General features: G+C 61.3%; 14 protein-coding genes. 4 read left to right on the top strand and 10 right to left on the bottom strand.

Annotated features, from left to right (window positions below):
• Positions 1-83: 83 nt before the first annotated feature.
• Positions 84-536 carry a winged helix-turn-helix transcriptional regulator gene (locus tag AC1D19_RS20615; protein ID WP_477754385.1) on the bottom strand — a complete coding sequence of 151 codons (453 nt, stop codon included), beginning with the start codon at positions 534-536 and terminating at the stop codon, positions 84-86.
• 160 nt (positions 537-696) lie between these two features.
• On the opposite strand from AC1D19_RS20615, the gene AC1D19_RS20610 reads away from it, so the two are divergent.
• The 4 genes from AC1D19_RS20610 to AC1D19_RS20595 all read left to right on the top strand — a co-directional run bounded on the left by AC1D19_RS20610 (position 697) and on the right by AC1D19_RS20595 (position 4108).
• Positions 697-1332, top strand: coding sequence for an NADPH-dependent F420 reductase (locus AC1D19_RS20610; protein ID WP_477764377.1), 636 nt, complete (start codon positions 697-699; stop codon positions 1330-1332).
• A 46-nt stretch (positions 1333-1378) separates the two neighbouring features.
• Positions 1379-2347, top strand: coding sequence for an SDR family oxidoreductase (locus AC1D19_RS20605; protein WP_477764376.1), 969 nt, complete (start codon positions 1379-1381; stop codon positions 2345-2347).
• An 85-nt stretch (positions 2348-2432) separates the two neighbouring features.
• A complete protein-coding gene (locus AC1D19_RS20600; protein ID WP_477764375.1) occupies positions 2433-3374 on the top strand; it encodes an SDR family oxidoreductase in 942 nt (313 codons plus the stop codon).
• A 113-nt stretch (positions 3375-3487) separates the two neighbouring features.
• Positions 3488-4108 carry an NADPH-dependent F420 reductase gene (locus AC1D19_RS20595; protein ID WP_477764374.1) on the top strand — a complete coding sequence of 207 codons (621 nt, stop codon included), beginning with the start codon at positions 3488-3490 and terminating at the stop codon, positions 4106-4108.
• Positions 4109-4397: 289 nt separating this feature from the next.
• Here the strand turns inward: AC1D19_RS20595 and AC1D19_RS20590 are convergent, their stop codons facing one another.
• From AC1D19_RS20590 to AC1D19_RS20550, 9 genes are all read right to left on the bottom strand, one after another.
• Positions 4398-5372, bottom strand: coding sequence for an aliphatic sulfonate ABC transporter substrate-binding protein (locus AC1D19_RS20590; protein WP_477754380.1), 975 nt, complete (start codon positions 5370-5372; stop codon positions 4398-4400).
• 109 nt (positions 5373-5481) lie between these two features.
• Positions 5482-7971: a TonB-dependent receptor plug domain-containing protein gene (locus tag AC1D19_RS20585; protein ID WP_477764373.1), complete on the bottom strand. Its 2490-nt coding sequence runs from the start codon at positions 7969-7971 to the stop codon at positions 5482-5484.
• A 36-nt stretch (positions 7972-8007) separates the two neighbouring features.
• Positions 8008-8505, bottom strand: a complete 498-nt coding sequence (locus AC1D19_RS20580) for a RidA family protein (protein ID WP_477764372.1) — start codon at positions 8503-8505, stop codon at positions 8008-8010.
• Positions 8506-8529: 24 nt separating this feature from the next.
• Positions 8530-10104 carry a flavin monoamine oxidase family protein gene (locus tag AC1D19_RS20575; RefSeq protein WP_477764371.1) on the bottom strand — a complete coding sequence of 525 codons (1575 nt, stop codon included), beginning with the start codon at positions 10102-10104 and terminating at the stop codon, positions 8530-8532.
• Between the two features lie 35 nt (positions 10105-10139).
• The gene (locus AC1D19_RS20570) at positions 10140-12272 is read right to left on the bottom strand and encodes a TonB-dependent receptor (RefSeq protein ID WP_477764370.1); all 2133 of its coding nucleotides are present in this window, start codon (positions 12270-12272) and stop codon (positions 10140-10142) included.
• A gap of 414 nt (positions 12273-12686) precedes the next feature.
• Complete coding sequence (locus tag AC1D19_RS20565) at positions 12687-13646, bottom strand: D-isomer specific 2-hydroxyacid dehydrogenase family protein (protein ID WP_477764369.1); 960 nt, start codon at positions 13644-13646, stop codon at positions 12687-12689.
• On the bottom strand, positions 13643-14842 hold the full coding sequence (locus tag AC1D19_RS20560; RefSeq protein ID WP_477764368.1) for an acyl-CoA dehydrogenase family protein: 1200 nt from the start codon (positions 14840-14842) through the stop codon (positions 13643-13645). Before AC1D19_RS20560 ends, AC1D19_RS20565 begins: the two co-directional genes overlap by 4 nt.
• A 36-nt stretch (positions 14843-14878) precedes the next feature.
• Complete coding sequence (locus tag AC1D19_RS20555; RefSeq protein ID WP_477754373.1) at positions 14879-15889, bottom strand: ABC transporter substrate-binding protein; 1011 nt, start codon at positions 15887-15889, stop codon at positions 14879-14881.
• A 66-nt stretch (positions 15890-15955) separates the two neighbouring features.
• Positions 15956-17308 carry an LLM class flavin-dependent oxidoreductase gene (locus tag AC1D19_RS20550; RefSeq protein ID WP_477764367.1) on the bottom strand — a complete coding sequence of 451 codons (1353 nt, stop codon included), beginning with the start codon at positions 17306-17308 and terminating at the stop codon, positions 15956-15958.
• Between the last annotated feature and the right edge of the window lie 16 nt (positions 17309-17324).

The raw sequence follows: 17324 nt of genomic DNA, 5'->3' as shown, positions 1-17324 counted from the left end.
CCTCGTGGAAAAGGGCAGCCACAGTCTGATTGAAGTGAGGGCGACGCCGTGTGCGCCGTGACAGCGCGCGTTTGCCGCCTTGTTCATCCCCCGCTCTCAGGAAAGATGCACCCGCCATTGCGGACCAGCGCCTTCACTTCATCGCTCACCTGCATCGGGTTTTGACTTAATCGAGCCACAAACTCCTCACGGCGCCGCACGTACGACTTCGAATCATGCTTCGCGCTCCAGAGCACAATGTTGATCACAATGGGAATGAGGTCCAGACCCTTCTCGGTCAACGTGTAAAAGTCCTTGCGCCTGTCGTCGGGGCTTGGCGCCTTCGAGAGAACGCCTTGCTTCTCAAGAAAGGCAAGTCGCGAAGCAAGCACATTGGTCGCGATTCCCTCTTCCGATTTCAGGAAATCGCCATACGTCTTCTTTCCCACAAAAACGATGTCGCGAATGATCAAGAGCGACCAGCGGTCGCCGAAAATCTCCACGCCGTAGTTCACCGCGCAATGGGACCGAAAGTCTTCTTTAAGAGTTGTCTTCATGGCTGGATCTTAGCATCGCTTGCATGTCGCAAGTAAAACTCAGTAGATCGCTTGCTTTTTGCAAGTGAAGCGCCCAGCATGGATCGCACGTTGAATGAGTTCGCCGGATCGCACCAGCAGCCTTGGAATGATCTACCCCATACCTGCAAGGATACCGCGCATGAGCACTATCAGCATTATCGGCTCAGGTGACATGGCCGCAGCGATCGGCGGCCTTGCCGCCAAGGCCGGATACACCGTCGAGTTGATGAGTCGTGACGCCGCCAAGGCGCGGGCGCTGGCCGAGCAGATCGGAGCAGGTGCCACGACAGGAACTTACGGCGCCGCCCTGGCTGGGGATATTGTCATCCTGGCGGTTCCCTACTCCGTCGTTCTCGACGTGGTGAAGCAATACGGCGAAGCACTGGCAGGCAAGCTTCTTGTCGACATCACCAACCCCGTCGCCCCCGACTTCACAAGCTTTGTGACCCCTCAGGACAGTTTCGGTGCACAGGAGATCGCCAACGCCGCCCCTACCGACGCCGAAGTCGTCAAGGCGTTCAACACCCACTTCTCCCACGTTCTGGCCGCCGGTCCTGTCGAGGGGCACCCGCTGGACGTGTTCATCGCCGGGGACGGCGCGCAGGCGAAGGTACGCGTCTCGGCGTTCATCAAAAGCCTCGGACTGCGCCCGATGGACACTGGGCCGCTGCTTATGGCTCGAACGCTGGAGCACGTCTGCCTGCTGTCGCTGGGCCTCATGACCCACTCGGTCAAAAACACCCATTTCGCGATCGGCGTCAGCCTTCCTGGCTGAGCGCACGCGCACGTCTCGTATCACACTGCACAGAAGGGCCAATAACATGCTCGTTTTCGTCACTGGCGGCACCGGCCACGTCGGTTCGTACGTCATCCCCGACCTCATCGCAGCCGGCCACGAGGTCGTCGCTCTGGCAAGGTCAGACGCGTCCGCGTCAGCGGCGTCCGCGCTCGGCGCCAAGGTGCGTCGTGGAGATCTTGCCGACCTCGAAGGGCTCAAGGCGGCGGCGGTCGAGTCCGACGGCGTCATCCACCTCGGATACAGGGCCGAACTGCTTCCGTCCGGCGGGATCGCCGCCTTAGTCGAATCGGAACTCGCGACCGTCCTCGCGTTCGGCGAGGCGCTGGCGGGCACGGATAAGCCACTGGTCGTTGCAGGCAGTATCGGCACGCCCATGAACGTGGGCAGAGCGGCGCCTATCGGCGCACCGGTCAGTCTGGGCCGACCGGCGACCGAGGATGATCCCGCTCTACCTGGCGGCCCGATCGATTCAGGCACTCTGTTGGCACGCAATATCGTGGAAACCGCCGTCGTGGGTCTCGCCGAGCGAGGTGTTAGATCGTCGGTCGTGCGGATTCCCACACTCTTACACAGTGCGAGCGGTCGCCTGCAGCTGATCATGCTCGCGAAAACAAAGGGTTTCGCCGGCTATCCGGGAGACGGCAAGAACCGGTGGCCCGCCGTGCACGTCCGCGATCTTGCCTCTCTGTTCCGCCTGGCGCTCGAGAAGGGGGCCGCAGGCAAAACCTGGCACGCGATCGGCGACGAGGGAATCCCGTTCCGCGAGATCGCCGAGGCTATAGCCGCTCGCCTGGGAATACCCGCCGTGAGCATCCCCGCGGACGAACTGATGCTGCCGGGCTACTTTGGGTTCCTGGCGGCAGTGGCCACGCTAGACCTCCCCGCGTCGAACGCCATCACCCGCCAGGCGCTTGGCTGGGATCCCGTTCAGCCCGGTCTGATCGAGGACCTGGACAACGGCCATTACTTTGCGCCGACTGACTTGAGCTGACGACGGGGCGCTGGATCGCAAATGCGTCCGGCACAGTCCCCTTAGCACCTTTTCCCGCACCCTATCACCCACGAGGAGCACGCATATGCACGTTTTTGTTACTGGCGGCACCGGCCATTCCGGTCCGTACATCATCTCCGATCTTATCGCCGCCGGCCATAAGGTCACTGCCCTGGCTCGGTCCGACACGGCCGCGGCGCAGGCTGCTGCGCTCGGCGCCAAGGTACGTCGCGGCAATCTCGAGGATCTCGACGGGCTCAAGGAGGCGGCCGCAGCCGCGGACGGCGTCATTCACCTCGCGCATCGGCAGGACCTGATTCCAACCGGCGGGATCAACGCCGTTGCGGCCGCGGAACTTGAGATCATGCTCGCCTATGGCGAAGCACTGGCCGGAAGCGCAAAGCCGTTGGTCGCATCTGGAAGCGTCGGCTCGCCCGGGTGGGAGGGCTTGGGCCGGCCGGCCACCGAGGAGGATCCGCCCCTTCCCGGCGGCGATCCGTACAAGAATACCCTGCGGGTTCGGAACATCGTGGAAACCACGGTGATCGGTCTCGCCGAAAAGGGCATACGGTCTTCGATCGTGCGGATCCCTGAGATCATGCACAGCTCCACCGATAACGCCGGCTTCCTTCCGCTATTGATCGGGCTGGCCAAGGAAAAGGGTGTCGTCGGCTACCCCGGAGACGGTGCCAACCGCTGGGGGGCCGTGCATGCCCGTGACCTCGCCACCGTGTTTCGCCTGGCGCTGGAGAAAGGCGCCGCGGGCAGAAGCTGGCATGCAATCGCCGACGTGGCTGTCCCGTACCGCCAGATCGCCGAAGCCATTGCCAGCCGGTTGAATCTGCCGGCCGTGTCTATTCCCGCGGACGTGCTGATGCTGCCTGGCTACTTCGGGTTCCTTGCGAATCTGGTCACGCTGGACACCCCGACATCGAACGCCATCACGCGCCGGGTTCTTGGCTGGGAACCGACCCAGCCCGGACTCTTCGCCGATCTTGATAGCGGTCATTACTTCCCGGCCGACTGATGAGATGACGGCACACCGCCGGGTCGCACTGCGCCCGGCGGGTGGCCAAGCCGCGACGGCGTAACCCGTCCAGAAAAGATGGAAAATACCTGATTTCAGAACGGAGACTGCACATGAGCACTATCAGCATCATCGGTTCGGGAGGCATGGCCACGGCGATCGCCGGCCGTATCGCCAAGGCCGGACACACCGTCGAGGTGGTCAGCCGCGATCCCGCCAAGGCGCAGGCGCTTGCCGACAAGCTCGCATCCGGAGCGATCACAGGGACTTACGGCGTCACTCCGGCGGGCGACATCGTCATTCTCGCCGTGCCGTACACCAGTGCGGTGGCGGTACTGGCCGACTTTGGGAAAGCGCTCGACGGTAAGGTGATCATCGATATCACCAACCCGGTCGCTCCCGACCTCTCGGGCCTCGTTACCCCCCACGGCAGTTCCGGCGCGCAGGAGATCGCCAAGGGCGCCCCGGCCAGCGCGCATGTCGTCAAGGCGTTCAATACCCTCTTCGGCCAAGTACTTGCCAAGGATGAACGCCTCGACGCGTTCATCGCGGCGGACGATGCGGACGCCAAGGCGCGCGTCTCGACCTTCCTCGAGAGTCTCGGGCTGCGTCCGTTGGATGTCGGCGGCCTGCAGATGGCCCAGACGCTCGAGTGGCTCGGTCTGATGATGATCGGCCTGGCTAAAAACGGCGCCGGCACCTGGGACATCGCCATGAATGTCGATATCGGCTGAATCACCGACACCACGTCCTCACCAGCAGGCCCACAACGTGTCCGATTAGATCGGACACGATCCTGGGTAAAGGAAATGGAGAGATTTCGATGAGCACACAAGAGAATGTCCAGACTGTGAAGAATTTTTTTGCAGCCATGGGCCGCGGCGATAAGCCAGGTCTGCTGGCGTTGTCTGCCGAAGATATCGAGTGGATCATTCCGGGCGAGGACTGGCCGCTGGCCGGCACGCACCGCGGGCACCAGGGATTGGTGGATTTGCTTCAGAAGGCTTCCGAATCATCCACGCCTCACGGCTGCCAGATCCCGACATCCTGCGCATCCACCGCCTTGGGCAACAGGCCGGCGGCAAAAAATGCATCGGCGATTTTCTGTTGCTCACCCAACTCGTCGCTTTTGACCGGCTGCACCTGATAGCTGCGATGGCTATTGGCGGTCTCGACCGTATCCAGGCCAAGGTTGCCCCACAACGGACTCAACACCTGAGCCGCCTCACGGGGATTGGTTTTTACCCAGCTACCGGTTTTCTCCAGTTGGTCGTAAACCACCTTGAGCACTTGTGGGTGCTCCTCGGCGTAGCGGGTGCTGGTCAGGTAATAGCGCTTGTAGCTGGCCAGGCCTGCGCCGTCAGCCAACGTGCGGGTTGGCAGTTGGCGTTGGGCGCTGGTGAGGAAGGGTTCCCAGGTGACCCAGGCGTCGACCTTGTTGTTCTCGAAGGCGGCGCGGCCATCAGCGGGCGACAGATAGGCCGGTTGAATGTCCGAGAATTTCAGGCCGGCTTTTGTCAGGGCGGCGATCAACAAATAATGGCTGCCGGCGGCTTTGGTGACGGCCACTTTCTTGCCTTTCAAATCCGCCAATTGATGCAGGGACGAGTCCTTGTGCACGACGATTGCCTGGGCCGAAGGCGAGGGCGCTTCCTGGGCAAAGTAGGTCAGTCTGGCCTGCGCGGCCTGGGCGAAGATCGGCACGGTGTCCGCCACGTCGGCGCTGATGTCGACATTGCCGACATTCAGCGCCTCCAGCAGAGGCAGGCCGCTTGGAAACTCATGCCAGCTCACGTCGATGTTCTGTTGCGCGAGGGTTTTATCCAGGGTGCCTTGAGTCTTCAACAGGGTGATGAGGGTTGATGACTTCTGGTAGCCGATCCGCAGCGTTTCCCGCGCCTGGGACGGCAGGGAGAACGTCAAGGCCAGCGCAACGACCAGACCGGCCAGCACGGGACGACGGAATTTTGCTTCAGTGTATGGGGTGGATTTCGACATGGCACGCTCGATATCAGGAAAAGAAAGGTTCGACTGACCTGAATAATATGGTTATAAAAAATACTTTATAAATACTTTTTAAGAATTAGCTTAGTGGGGTTTTCTTCCGTCAGAACGCGTACTGCAAGCGGGTGTAGTAGTACCCACCCGTGAAGCCGAACGGTGAAAAGCTGCCCCAGTTGTCGCCGAACGAAGAGTTGGGTACACCGATATGATCGGGGTATGTGTCGAACAGGTTCTGCGCGCCGAGGGCGACGGTCAGCTGTTTGGTCAGTGCGTACGCGACATCGAGGTCGGTGATCCACTTGGCGGAGTATTCGCGGTCCAGGCTCGGATCGGCGGAGCTGTTGACCTCGGTGTAGGTGCCGAAACGGGTCAGGCGCAGGTTGACGTCGAAGTCGTGGATCGCCCAGTCGGCGGAGAAAATCGCCTTGCTGCTGGGGGAGGTCTTGGTAATCAGCGCACGGGCCTGGCGACCGAGCAGTTGATAGCTGCTGTTCAGGGCCGTGAGTTGCGACGGGGTATCGTTGACGCTGAGGATTTGCGTGTGGTTGTAGTTCAGCGCCGCGGTCCATCTCACCGAGCCGAAGCTGTTCAGGTTCTGCCGGTAATTACCCACCACATCGACCCCTGACGTGCGAGTGCTGGCGCCGTTGGTGAAGAATTGCGCCCCGGCGGTGGCCGGCACGCCGATGCTGTCGAGCAGGGCGGCGACGCCAGGGCCCTGGAAGCGTTCACTGAGTACCAGGCGATCGCGCAGGTTGATCACGTAGCCGTCCACCGTCAGGCTCAGGTTTTCGCTCGGGGTCAGGGCGAAGCCGAGGCTGAAGTTGGTGGAGCGCTCGGGTTTCAATGGTTCTGCGCCCAGCGCCTGGGCACCCGCCGAGTCCACCGGCAGAATCACGTAGTTGTAGGACTGGTAGACGCCATTGATGGTGTCGAACCCGGTCGAGCGGGCGGTGAAGACCTCGTTGGCCAGCGACGGCGCGCGAAAGCCATTGCTGATGGTGCCGCGCACCGAAAACACCGGGTTGAACTCGTAGCGGGTACTGAGCTTGCCGCTGCGCGTACTGCCCACGCCTTCGTTGTAATGCTCATAGCGCGCCGCGACGCCCAGGTACCACTGCTCGACAGGGTAGAAGCCCAGGTCGATGTAGCTGGCGACGTTGTTGCGACTGACCTTTTGCTCATCGTCCGGGGTGATGCCGTTGGTGACCTGCGCGCCGGGATCGGGACGTTGGCCGGCGCGCGGATGGCCGGCCGGGAACACGTAGCCGCCGTCAATGTAAGAGGCTTCGGAGCCCGCCCGGGTCTCGTAGCCATCGCGTCGATGCTCGAACCCGAAGGCGACATCCAGTGGCTTGACCAGGCCGATGTCGTAGCTGTTTTTCAGGTCCAGGTTACTGGTCCACTGATCGGCGATGAAGATGCCGGAGGTGAATTTGTTCGGGGTGTTTTCCCCCAGTGACGGGTTCTGGTTGTCATAGGTGCGCTGCTTGGCGTAGTTGCGTCCGTAAGTGCTGCTCAGGTCCCAGGCCCAACCGCCGATATCGTCACCCCTGGCGCCGAAGGCTGACTGGAAGTCGGTCTCGTTGATCAACCAGTAAGGGCTGTAGCCGTCGGGGAAGCCGTTGGGACCGGTGGTGATGGTGTTGCGGCCGCTGGGCAGACGGAAATTCTGGCCGTCGTTGTTTTCCCGCGTAGCCAGTGTCGAGAACGAGTACAGCGTGACGGCATCGTTCAGGGGCAGGTCGAGGTTGTAGGCAGCATCCGCCAACTGGCTGCGCGGCAAGCCGTAGCCTTTGTAAGTGTGATGGCTGGCCGTGGCCTCGCGCGGGTCGGGCGAACCGTCCGCCAATGGATAGTAATGTGAGCTGTAACCATTGCTGCCGGCCTTGTTGTCACGCTCCTGGTAGCGGGTATCGAGCGAGACATTGAACACGCCGGCGTCCCCGACTTCGAAGCCATAGTTGAGCGCTTCTTGTCCGGTACCGCGTTTACCGTCGTAGTTCTGGCCCAGGATCGTGTCCGAGCTGCCGCCGGTGGTCTGCTTGAGGATGATGTTGATCACCCCGGAGATGGCATCGGAACCGTATTGGGCGGCCGCGCCATCACGCAGCACCTCGATATGATCGATGGCGGCCACCGGAATCAGATCGAGATCGCTGGGTGCCGCACCGCTGTTGATGCCATTGATGTTCAGCGTCGCACTGGTATGCCGGCGCTTGCCGTTGACCAGTACCAGCACGTGGGACGCGGTCAGGCCGCGCAGGGTGGCCGAGCGCACCACGCCGCTGGCATCCCAACCCGCCCGGTCGGGCAGGTTGAACGACGGAATGAATTTACTCAGCGCCTCCAGCAGGCTCGGTTTGCCGACCGAGCGCAGTTGATCGCCGGTCACCACGTCGATCGGTGTCGGGCTGGTGGTGACGGTGCGTTGCTCGGTGCCGCGGTTGCCCGTGACAACCACGGTGTTGAGGGTCGGCGAGCTGGTTTCGGCGGCCTCGATGCTGAACGAGGCGAGGCCGCAGGCAAACGACAGCGGGACTAACAAGGGACGAAAGGAAGGCGCCGTTCGACGCACCGGGCAGTTGAGCATGAAGGTGAAACTCCTGAATGGCGGGTGAATTCCGTGTCACTTCTTGCGAGCGGCGACGGCTTCGATTTCGACCAGGCCGCCGGGCAGCGGCAGGGCCACCACTTGAATGGCGGTACGTGCTGGTTTGTTCGGTTGCGCGGTGCTGCCGAAGAACGGCGTATAGCCTTCTTGCAGTCCGGCAAAATCCAGCTTGCCGCCCTTGGCCGGGTCCCCCACCAGGAACACCCGCAGTTGCACCACATCGCCGAGCCCAAGCCCCTGGGCTTCCAATACGCCCTTGAGTTTGTTGAGAATCGAAGTGGTCTGGGTCGCGGTGTCGCCATAGGCGGCAAAGGAATCCTTGGGCGCTTTCGGGTCGTGCAGGTCGGCCAGCAGGCCACTGACGAACAGCAGGTCGGTTTGTGCCGGCACGGACACCGCCAGCGAAATCGGAAAGTTCGAGTTGGGCAGGGCGATACGTTTGATCTCGTCGGCGTGGCTGCCAAGGGTGGTCGCGGTCATGAGCAGTCCTGTCAGCAAAGTGATGGCTTTCATCGTTCAATCCTTTTATTGAGTGAGTCAGGCGGCAACGCCCGGTTGATTGCGTTCGGCATGTCGGCCGATCAGCGAAACGATGCGCCGCGCCGAGTCGGCGGCGCTGTTCTGCCAGATGCCGACGCCGCCATGGGCCAGGGCATCGCTGGCCAGATAGGTGCGGCCCTGAGGTTCATTAAGAATCTGGTAGGCGCTTTCACCGACCTCGTCGTTGACGATCCACGGGCCTTTGCTGAACGGCACCTTGGCCCAGTTGATGGCCACCGGTTTTTGCAGCTTGGTGCTGTGTCCGGGGTGCAGCAGTTCCACGGCTTGCCGGGAGGAGGCGAATTGTTCGGCGAGGGATTTCTTGCTGAAGGCCTGGGCCGATTCGCTGGTGTTGTAGGCGGCGACCAGAATTCCTTGTGCGCTATTGAGGCGATCGCTGGGGTACCACAAGCCTTTGACTTCATGGTCCAGGTAGGAAAGGCCACCGTAGATGTTGAAGTCAGTTTCCCAGAACCGCGGCGACTGCCAGGCGACCTTGTTCGCCTGATCGCTTTGTGCGGTCTCAATTGCTTGCTTGAACGGTTGGCTGAAGTTGCTCGGCAACTTCGCCAGTAGCGGCAGCGGCACGGTGACGATGGCGTAATCAGCGGTCAGGGTCTGGGTGGTACCGGTCTTGCGGTCGCGGTAGGCGATGCGGCTGCCTTGCTCGGAAGTCTGGATGTCACTGACTTCGGCATTGAAGCGCACCGCATCCTTGAGTTTTTCGTAGAACGCATAGGGAATGCGGTCCATGCCACCGACCGGCTGGAACATGGTCGAGGAAAACTCCGGTATCTCATCGAATACCAACGCGCCCCAGAGCTTGGGATTGAGCAGGGTTTGCAGTTCCAGTGGTGCGCGGGTGATACCGGTTTGATCACCCGCACCGGGCACCCGTGTGTACCCCGAGCGCACCGAACCTTTGTATTGAAGGTCGGCATTCAGGTCGCCATAGACCTTGAGGAAACTCAGCAGCGCCTTGCGGTCGTCGGCGCTCAAGTCCTGGTCCAGAGCCTTGCGGCTGACGGTTCGCGCCAGCAACTCGGACAGTTGCCCACGCGTGTCGTTGACCGCCTGGCGCAACTGGAATGCCGGTTGTTTCGGGTCCGGCAAGGCCAGTGCGTTGCGGCTGCTGTTGACCAGCACTTGCAGCTCTACGCCCAACTCACGGCAGTAGCCGAGGATGGTCTGGTGATGGCTGGGGATGCGCGCAGGGCCTGCGTTGAAGAACTGCCCGTCATCGAAGTCGACTGTCTGGCTGATGCCATCGTCGAAATCGACTTTGGTACCGCGACGCAAGGTCCAGTTGCGCCCGCCCACCCGTTCGCGGGCTTCAAGTATGGTGACGGTAAAACCAGCCTTGCGCAGTTCATAGGCACTGACCAGGCCGGAAATGCCGGCACCGACCACCACCACATGCTTGCCTTTGCCACTGCTGCCCAGTTGCAGCGGATTGAAAGTCGATGCCACGGCCTGAGGCGTCAGCCCCAGCGCACCGAGGGCGCTGACAGCAGCGGAATAGCCACCAACGGCGGCAATGCGGGAAATCAGTTCCCTGCGGGTGAAAGCCATAAAAGTGCTCCTTGGCATGCTTGCCTGTATGGGGGTTAAAGGTCGTAGCGCACGGACAACAAGAGGGTTCGCGGGTCGTTGATCGCGTAGTAGCGGGCGCCACTGGACGGCACGAAGCCGACCGATTGCGGGTACGCGCGATCGAGCAGGTTTTTCACCGACAGCGTGGTAGTCCAGTGGCCGTCGCCGGAGATGTAGCGGGTGTTGGCGTTCCAGAAGGTCTGCTGGGGAATTTCCTGGACGTCGTCGTTCAGCGCGTTGGCGAAGGACTTGGTCTGGAATTGCGCATCGGTGCCGGCCAGCCAGGTGCCAGGCAATCCAGCCGGGATGGTGTAGTTGAGGCCGACGCTGGCGTTCCAGCGCGGTGAAAACACCAGCTGCTTGCCATTGGCGTCGACACCCGCGCCACCGGCGTTTTGGAAGTCGTCGTACTGGCTTTCCAGGTAGCCAACGTTGGCGGTCAGTTGCAGGTCGTTGGTCAGTGCGGTCAGGGTTTCCAGCTCGACGCCGTAGGTGTGCGCCTTGCCGACGTTGGTCCGCAGGCTGACACCCAGCGCCGGGTCATAGGCGTTGGTCTGCAGGTCTTTGTAGTCGTTATAGAACAGCGCGAGGTTGGCACGCAGGCGACGGTCGAAGAAGTCACCCTTGAAGCCGGTTTCCCAGGTGGTCACGTCTTCCGGTGAAAACGCCTGTTCGGCGGCGGCCTTGGTTGGCGCGCGGTTGTCAAAGCCACCGGCCTTGAACCCCTTGGCCACGTAGGCGTACTGGTTCAGGTGCGGGGTCCAGGCGTACTCGAAGCCGAGTTTCGGGCTGGTGGACTGCCACGATTTGCTTGAGTCGGCGCTGAAGTTGGTCCCTGTGATCTGTCGGCTGGTGGTGATGGCGTAGTTGGTGTAATCGAAATTCTTGTGCTCGCGGGTAAACCGCAGTCCGGCGATCAGCGCCAGCTGTGGCGTGATGTTGTAACTGCCCTGGCCATAAAGGGCGTAGCTCTCGGTATTGGTTGTGCTGTACTGGCCCTGGCCGATCACCCGGTTGCGCGCGATGGAAAAGGTCAGGTTGTCGCGCTCGGCGTCGAAACTTTCGTGGTACAGGTACAGGCCGGTGCTGAAGCTGAAATCGTCGTAGTCGCCGTTGAGCTGCAATTCCTGGGTGGCGTAGTCCTGGTTGTAGTTGATCAGGTTGTTCTGAATCAGGGCTGCCTGCCCCGAGTTGTCATAGTCCACCGGTTGGTTGAATGCGGAGTAGGCAGTCACCGATTTGACGTTCAGATGGTCGTCAATCGTGTAGATCGCGCGCAGCACCGAGCTGCCCTGGTCGAGTCGGTTTTTCGGATTGAGGCTGCTGTAGCTCTTGAATTTATCGAAGTGACCGTTGGCATCGAATGGCGTGTAGCTGGTGGTATCGCCACGGTCAAACGTACCGGCCAGGGTCAGTTGTACATCCCAGGGCGAATCGTCGGGGTTGTAGCGCAGCTTGCCGCGATAGGACTGGATGTCGATGTTGTTCACATCGGTGTGGCGTGTCGGGTTGGAGACGGTGCCGTCACGGGTCAGGCGAATTGCCGAGAAGCTGCCGAACAATGCGTTGTCCACCAGCGGACCGCTGATCAGCAGGCGGCCGTTCTGCGCGTTGTAGTCACCGGCGCCGAGTTCGAAGAAACCACGGGTTTCCTGGGTCGGATCGCGGGTGATCACGCGGATCGCACCGGCGCTGCTGTTACGCCCATACAGCGTGCCTTGCGGGCCGCGCAGCACTTCGACGCGTTCGACGTCGTTGAAGTCGAGCATCGAGGAAATGGCCCGTGGGATGTACAGGTCATCGGCGTAGACCGCGACGGCCGACTCCTGGATCGGATCGGTTTCACCGATGCCACGTATCCCGTAGGTCTGCGCGCTGTAGGAGATCGACTGGCGGCTGAGGGTCAGGTTCGGTACCTGCCCGGAGAGGTCGCGAATGCTTTTGATCTGCTTGTCTTCGAGGGCCTTTTCGTCGAATGCGGAAATCGCCAGCGGGGTCTTTTGCAGGTCTTCTGTGTGGTGTTCGGCGGTGACGGTAACGACAGGGAGGGCACCATCCTTGGTGTTTTCTTCGGCGTGAGCCGACAAGCCGAATATCGCCAGCGACACGGCCAGCGTCAGACGGTTTGAACGGAAAGTGTTGTGCATGGTGAGCCCCGGGTGTGTAGATGCTGTGTCGGCGTTGTCGGTTTTTTATGGGCAAAGCGTTGCCGGGGCCGTGGTTTGAAGACCATGGCGGCGGTGGCTTGAGCCGGTTTCTGGTTTGGGTGCAGCGGTTGACCGTGGAGTGGTGTCGGCCGGAAAAGCTTTAGTTCCGTGGGCCTCCACCTGGTCAGGGGTCGGTGATGGTTGTAACAATATTTATATAAGTAGCGGCTGTAAAAGTCCGATTAGTTATAAGTTAATTATAAAAAATAGGCATTAAATAGTTAATAAAAATGCGTAAGTCTGATGTTGTGTGTTGGCCGTAAAAACGAAATCGCGGGCAAGCCACGCTCCCACAGATAATGCAAAACCTGTGGGAGCGTGGCTTGCCCGCGATGACGTCAGTTCGGTAGAAACTCAATACCCGCGTTGCACGTTCGCCTGATTCTCCAACGCCAAACCATTGAGAAAACGTTCGAGATTGGCCAGGAAACTGTCGGCGATTTCATGGCGACTGTTGCTGGAAATCGCTGAGGTATGGGGTGACAAGCGCACCCGCGGATGGGCGTATAGCGGGTGACCGTCCGGCAACGGTTCGGGTTCGGTGACGTCCAGCGACGCCAGGCCGATGCGTCCGGTGTCGAGCGCTTCGAGCAACGCTTGATGGTCGAGCAGGCCACCACGGGCGATGTTGATCAGGTGCAGGCCCGGCTTGGCGCTGGCGAGCACGGCACTGTCAACGATATGCCGGGTGGCGTCGGTCAACGGTGCGGCCAGCACCAGATGATCGGAACGCGCAAACAGCTCATGAATGTCCCGCGCCGCTTCGACGCCTTCAACCTCGAACGGCGTCTGACTCTGACGCAGCGCCAGTACCTTGATGCCCAGGGCGTGGGCCTTGGTCGCCAGGCTGCGGCCAATGGCGCCAAAGCCGAGAATCCCCAGCGTGGTGCCCTTGAGCGGGGTCAGTGCCGTGAAATTCCATTGCGAGTCATGCACCCAAATGTCCGGCAGGTGCTTGGCTGCGGCGAAGATTGCGGCCAGGGCGAACTCGGCGATGTTTTCGGCAGCGCTGCCCCGCGAAGTGCTCACCGGCGGGCCGTTGAACAGCCATTGCGGGTAGAAGTCGATGCCCGACGACACCACTTGAATCCATTGCAGCCCATAGGGCCAGCCCGGTGGCGGTGTGTCCGGGGCCTGATAGCCACGCACATTGATTGGCCGTGCCAGCAGAATGCTGACTTCCGCCGGCAGGTCGCTGGGCACCCCGGCCGGCACGCCGATGACGCGGGCCTCGGGATGGGTTTGACTGAGACGCTGGCGGATCACTTCGTTGAAGTCTTCGTCCAGTTGGCTGGCGATGACAAGCTGGCTCATGGGCGTTCCTTGGACTGGGATGGGGGCTGGCGCCGGGCAAATACGGCTTTGCCGACGCCTTGCAGGATGGCGTCGTTTTGCGGGGTGTGGACGCGGCTGCACAGCACGTCGCGGTAATGCCGTTGCAGCGGATTATTACGTGACAGGCCCGGATTGCCGGACGCCTCGATGGCCAGCTCGACGGCACGAATCGCATTGCCGGTCACCAGGTATTTCAGCTGTGCCGCGTTGCTGGCCGGCGTGTGGCCCTCGGCGGCGGCATCGAGCAAACTGCGGTTGGCGAACAGCAAAGTGTCGATGTGGCCGACGGTTTCCTGAAAGCGCGGCAGGGTCGACAACGCTGCGCCGAGGTTGGACGGCGCTCGGGTTTCCAGCCATTGCACCAGCCAGTCGCGGGCGGCCTGGGCAACGCCGTCGTAGACCGATGACAGCAACACCGACATCCACAGAAAACCATCGCCATCGAGTTCGGCTTGCGGCGCGCTCCAGCGGCTGACGCTGACCGCGTGATCCAGCGGCACCAGCACGTTGTCGAATACCACCTCATGGCTGCAAGTGGCGCGCATGCCCAGATGATCCCAGTCCTCGATGATGCTGATGCCCGGCGTGTCCTTGTGCACCAGCCAGGCACCGACCAGCGGGTCCTCATCACTGCTGCGCGCCCAGACGCTGAACCAGGTCAGGCCATGGCTGCCGGTGGAGTAGGTTTTTCGCCCGCTGATCCGCCAGCCAGCGGAAGTGCGTCTTGCGACGGTCGCCGGCAGACCGCCGCGCGCGGGGGTGCCGAGATCGGGCTCGACCCGCAAGGCGTTGATCAGCGCACCCTTCTGGATGGCGTCATGCGCCACTTGCAGACGCAACGCTTCGGGCCAGTTTCGATTGTCTTGCAGGCGCGAGTGCTGGAGGTACTGCATCACCAGGATCAACGCCGTCGAAGGCTCGCCTTTGGCGATTGCACTGATGGCTTTGCGCGCCTGTGCCAGGTTCGCGCCGCCACCGCCCAGGGCTTTGGGCACGGTCAACGCAACCAGGTCGTGCTCATGCAACAGCTTGAAGTTGTCATGGGGGAAGGCGCCGCTCTCGTCATAAACATGGGCAGTGGCGCTCAGCTGTTCGCTGATGCCCTCAAGCAAGGCCTCGAAATTGGCGACTTCGACCGAGCGCAGCACGGGCGGGTGTTGGGAAGAAAGACTCATGGTGATTTCACTCGATCAAAAAGGGTGAGAGCCGGCTCATAGCGCAAGCAGCTTGAACTGACGGTCCCAAAGTGGGCTGACATCGAGCCGTTCACTCAACACACCCGCGTCGAAAAACAGGTCTGCCACTTCCTGCTGCGAGGCGATGGCCTGATCGTTCACTTCGATGATTCTCGAGGCCTGGCTGCGGTTGTTGTACATGTCGAGGAACACGGTTTTATCGACACCCAACAGCTGCGCCGATTTGGTGGCCCAGGGTTCGGGGTTGTTGTTGATCCACTCCAGGGTGCGCGCTTGTCGCTGCAGGTAGTCCTGAATGGCCTGCTTGCGCAGTGGGTCTTCCAGCGCGGCAGGGCGTGCGGCGATCAGGTAGTTGCCGGACAAATACCCCAGCGCGGTTTTCAGTACGCGGGCGCCACTGCGGAACTTCGCCAATTGGATGAACACGCCGTAGATCACCCAGGCATCGAGCTGTCCGCTCTGAAAAGCGGAAAAACCGTCCTGAGGCGTGAGCGCCACCGCGGTGATGTCCTTCATGGTCAGGCCCTGTTCCTTCAATGCCTTGATCAGGAAGTAGTGCGAGGTGGTGGAGCGCACGTAGCCAACCCGCTTGCCGCGCAACTGCCCGACCGATTCGATGGTCGAGTCCTTGGGAATCAGGAACACCTGGTTGTTCACGTCGCCTTGCAGCACCGCGATCAGTCTCGGTTGACGGTGACTCTGGATCGAGAAGATCGGCGGGATCTCACTCATTGAACCAATGTCCAGGCTGCCCGACGCCAGTGCCTCGACGATCAGGTTGCCACCGGCAAATTCCGCGTAATCGACTTTATACGGGCGCGTGGAGGTGCCGGCGTCATCGGTGAAGTACGAATCCTGGCCGCGATAGGTGGCGACGCCCAGGGTCAAGTCCGAGAGGCTGGTCGTTTGGGCGAACGCTCGAGAGGCCAGTCCCAGTGAGGACAACCCCAACGCACCGAGGGCGATCGAGCTGGCCGTGAGAAAGCCGCGACGATTGAACTGTCCCTGTGTGATCTTTTTCGTCATGGTCAGGCTCTTGTCAGATGGCGAGTTGGACGCAGGCTTGCCCCGGCAACAGGTTGAGGGATTCGCTCATGCCAGTGCCTCACTTTCTTCCCGGGTCTTGAGGGCGTTTTGCGCGTGACGGTTGGCAGGCACTTGCAGACCGAAGTTGTCGCGCAGGGTGCTGCCGCTGTACTCGTCGCGAAACAGGCCGCGCTGTTGCAGGACCGGCACGACCAGTTCGGTGAAGTACTGCAGGCCGTCCGGTAACAACGAGTTGATGATGAAACCGTCTGCCGCCCCTTCCTCGAACCATTTCTGAATCGCGTCGGCAACCTGCTCGGGAGTACCGACGAAGTCGCGCCGTGGCCTTGAGAAGCGCAGGGCGACTTCACGCAAGGTCAGGCCTTCGTCCCGAGCAAGCTGCTTGATCCGGTCCGATCCGCCTTTCTGGCTGTTGGACCCCAGATCGCCCAGCTCGGGGAACGGCGCATCCAGTGGGTACTGACTGAAATCGTGGTCATTGAAGGGCCGGCCGAGGGCGACGATTGCGTCCTCGATCGTCACCAGCTCCACGGCTTGCTGATAGCGGCTTTCCACTTCGGCTTCATCGCGGCCAACGATCGGGCGGATGCCCGGCAGGATCGACAGTTTCTGTGGGTCGCGTCCGAAATCGGCAGCGCGTTTTTTCAGGTCCTGATAGTAGGCGTGCGCATCATCGAAGCCTTCCTGGCTGACGAAAATCGCGTCGGAGTTTTCCGCGGCGAAATTGCGCCCGGCCTCAGAGGTGCCAGCCTGGAAAATCACCGGTTGGCCTTGCCGGGAACGGGAAATGTTGAGCGGGCCTTTTACCGAGAAAAATTCCCCTTTGTGCTCAAGGGCATGCAGCTTGCCGGGGGTAAAGAACTCGCCGCTTTGCTTGTTGTAGGCGAACGCATCGTCTTCCCAGGAGTCCCACAGGCCCTTGACCACATTCACATGCTCTTTGGCGATGCGGTAGCGAACGGCATGAGGCGGGTGTTCGGTCTTGCCGAAGTTATCGGCAGTGCCGCTGAGCCAGGACGTCACCACGTTCCAGCCTGCGCGGCCGCCGCTGATGTGGTCCAGCGAGGCAAATTGGCGGGCGACCTGGAACGGTTCGGTGTAGCTGACGGTGACGGTCGCTACCAGCCCGATGTTGTGCGTGGTGGCCGCCAGGGCCGAGAGAATGGTCAACGGCTCGAAGCGGTTGAGGTAATGCGGGCTGGACTTCTCGTGGATGTGCAGGCTGTCGGCGATGAACACGAAATCGAACTTGGCCGCCTCGGCCAGATGCGTCTGCTGCTTGTAGAAAGCAAAGTTTACGCTGGCATTGGGCTGGGCCTGCGGGTGGCGCCATTCGCCCCATCCGTGACCGACGCCATGGACCATTGCACCGAGTTTCAGTTGGCGTTGTTTGCTCATGGTGTTACTCCTTTAT

This window comes from Pseudomonas sp. P1_C12 (assembly GCF_056406435.1).
This window is presented reverse-complemented; position numbering and strand designations above follow the sequence as displayed.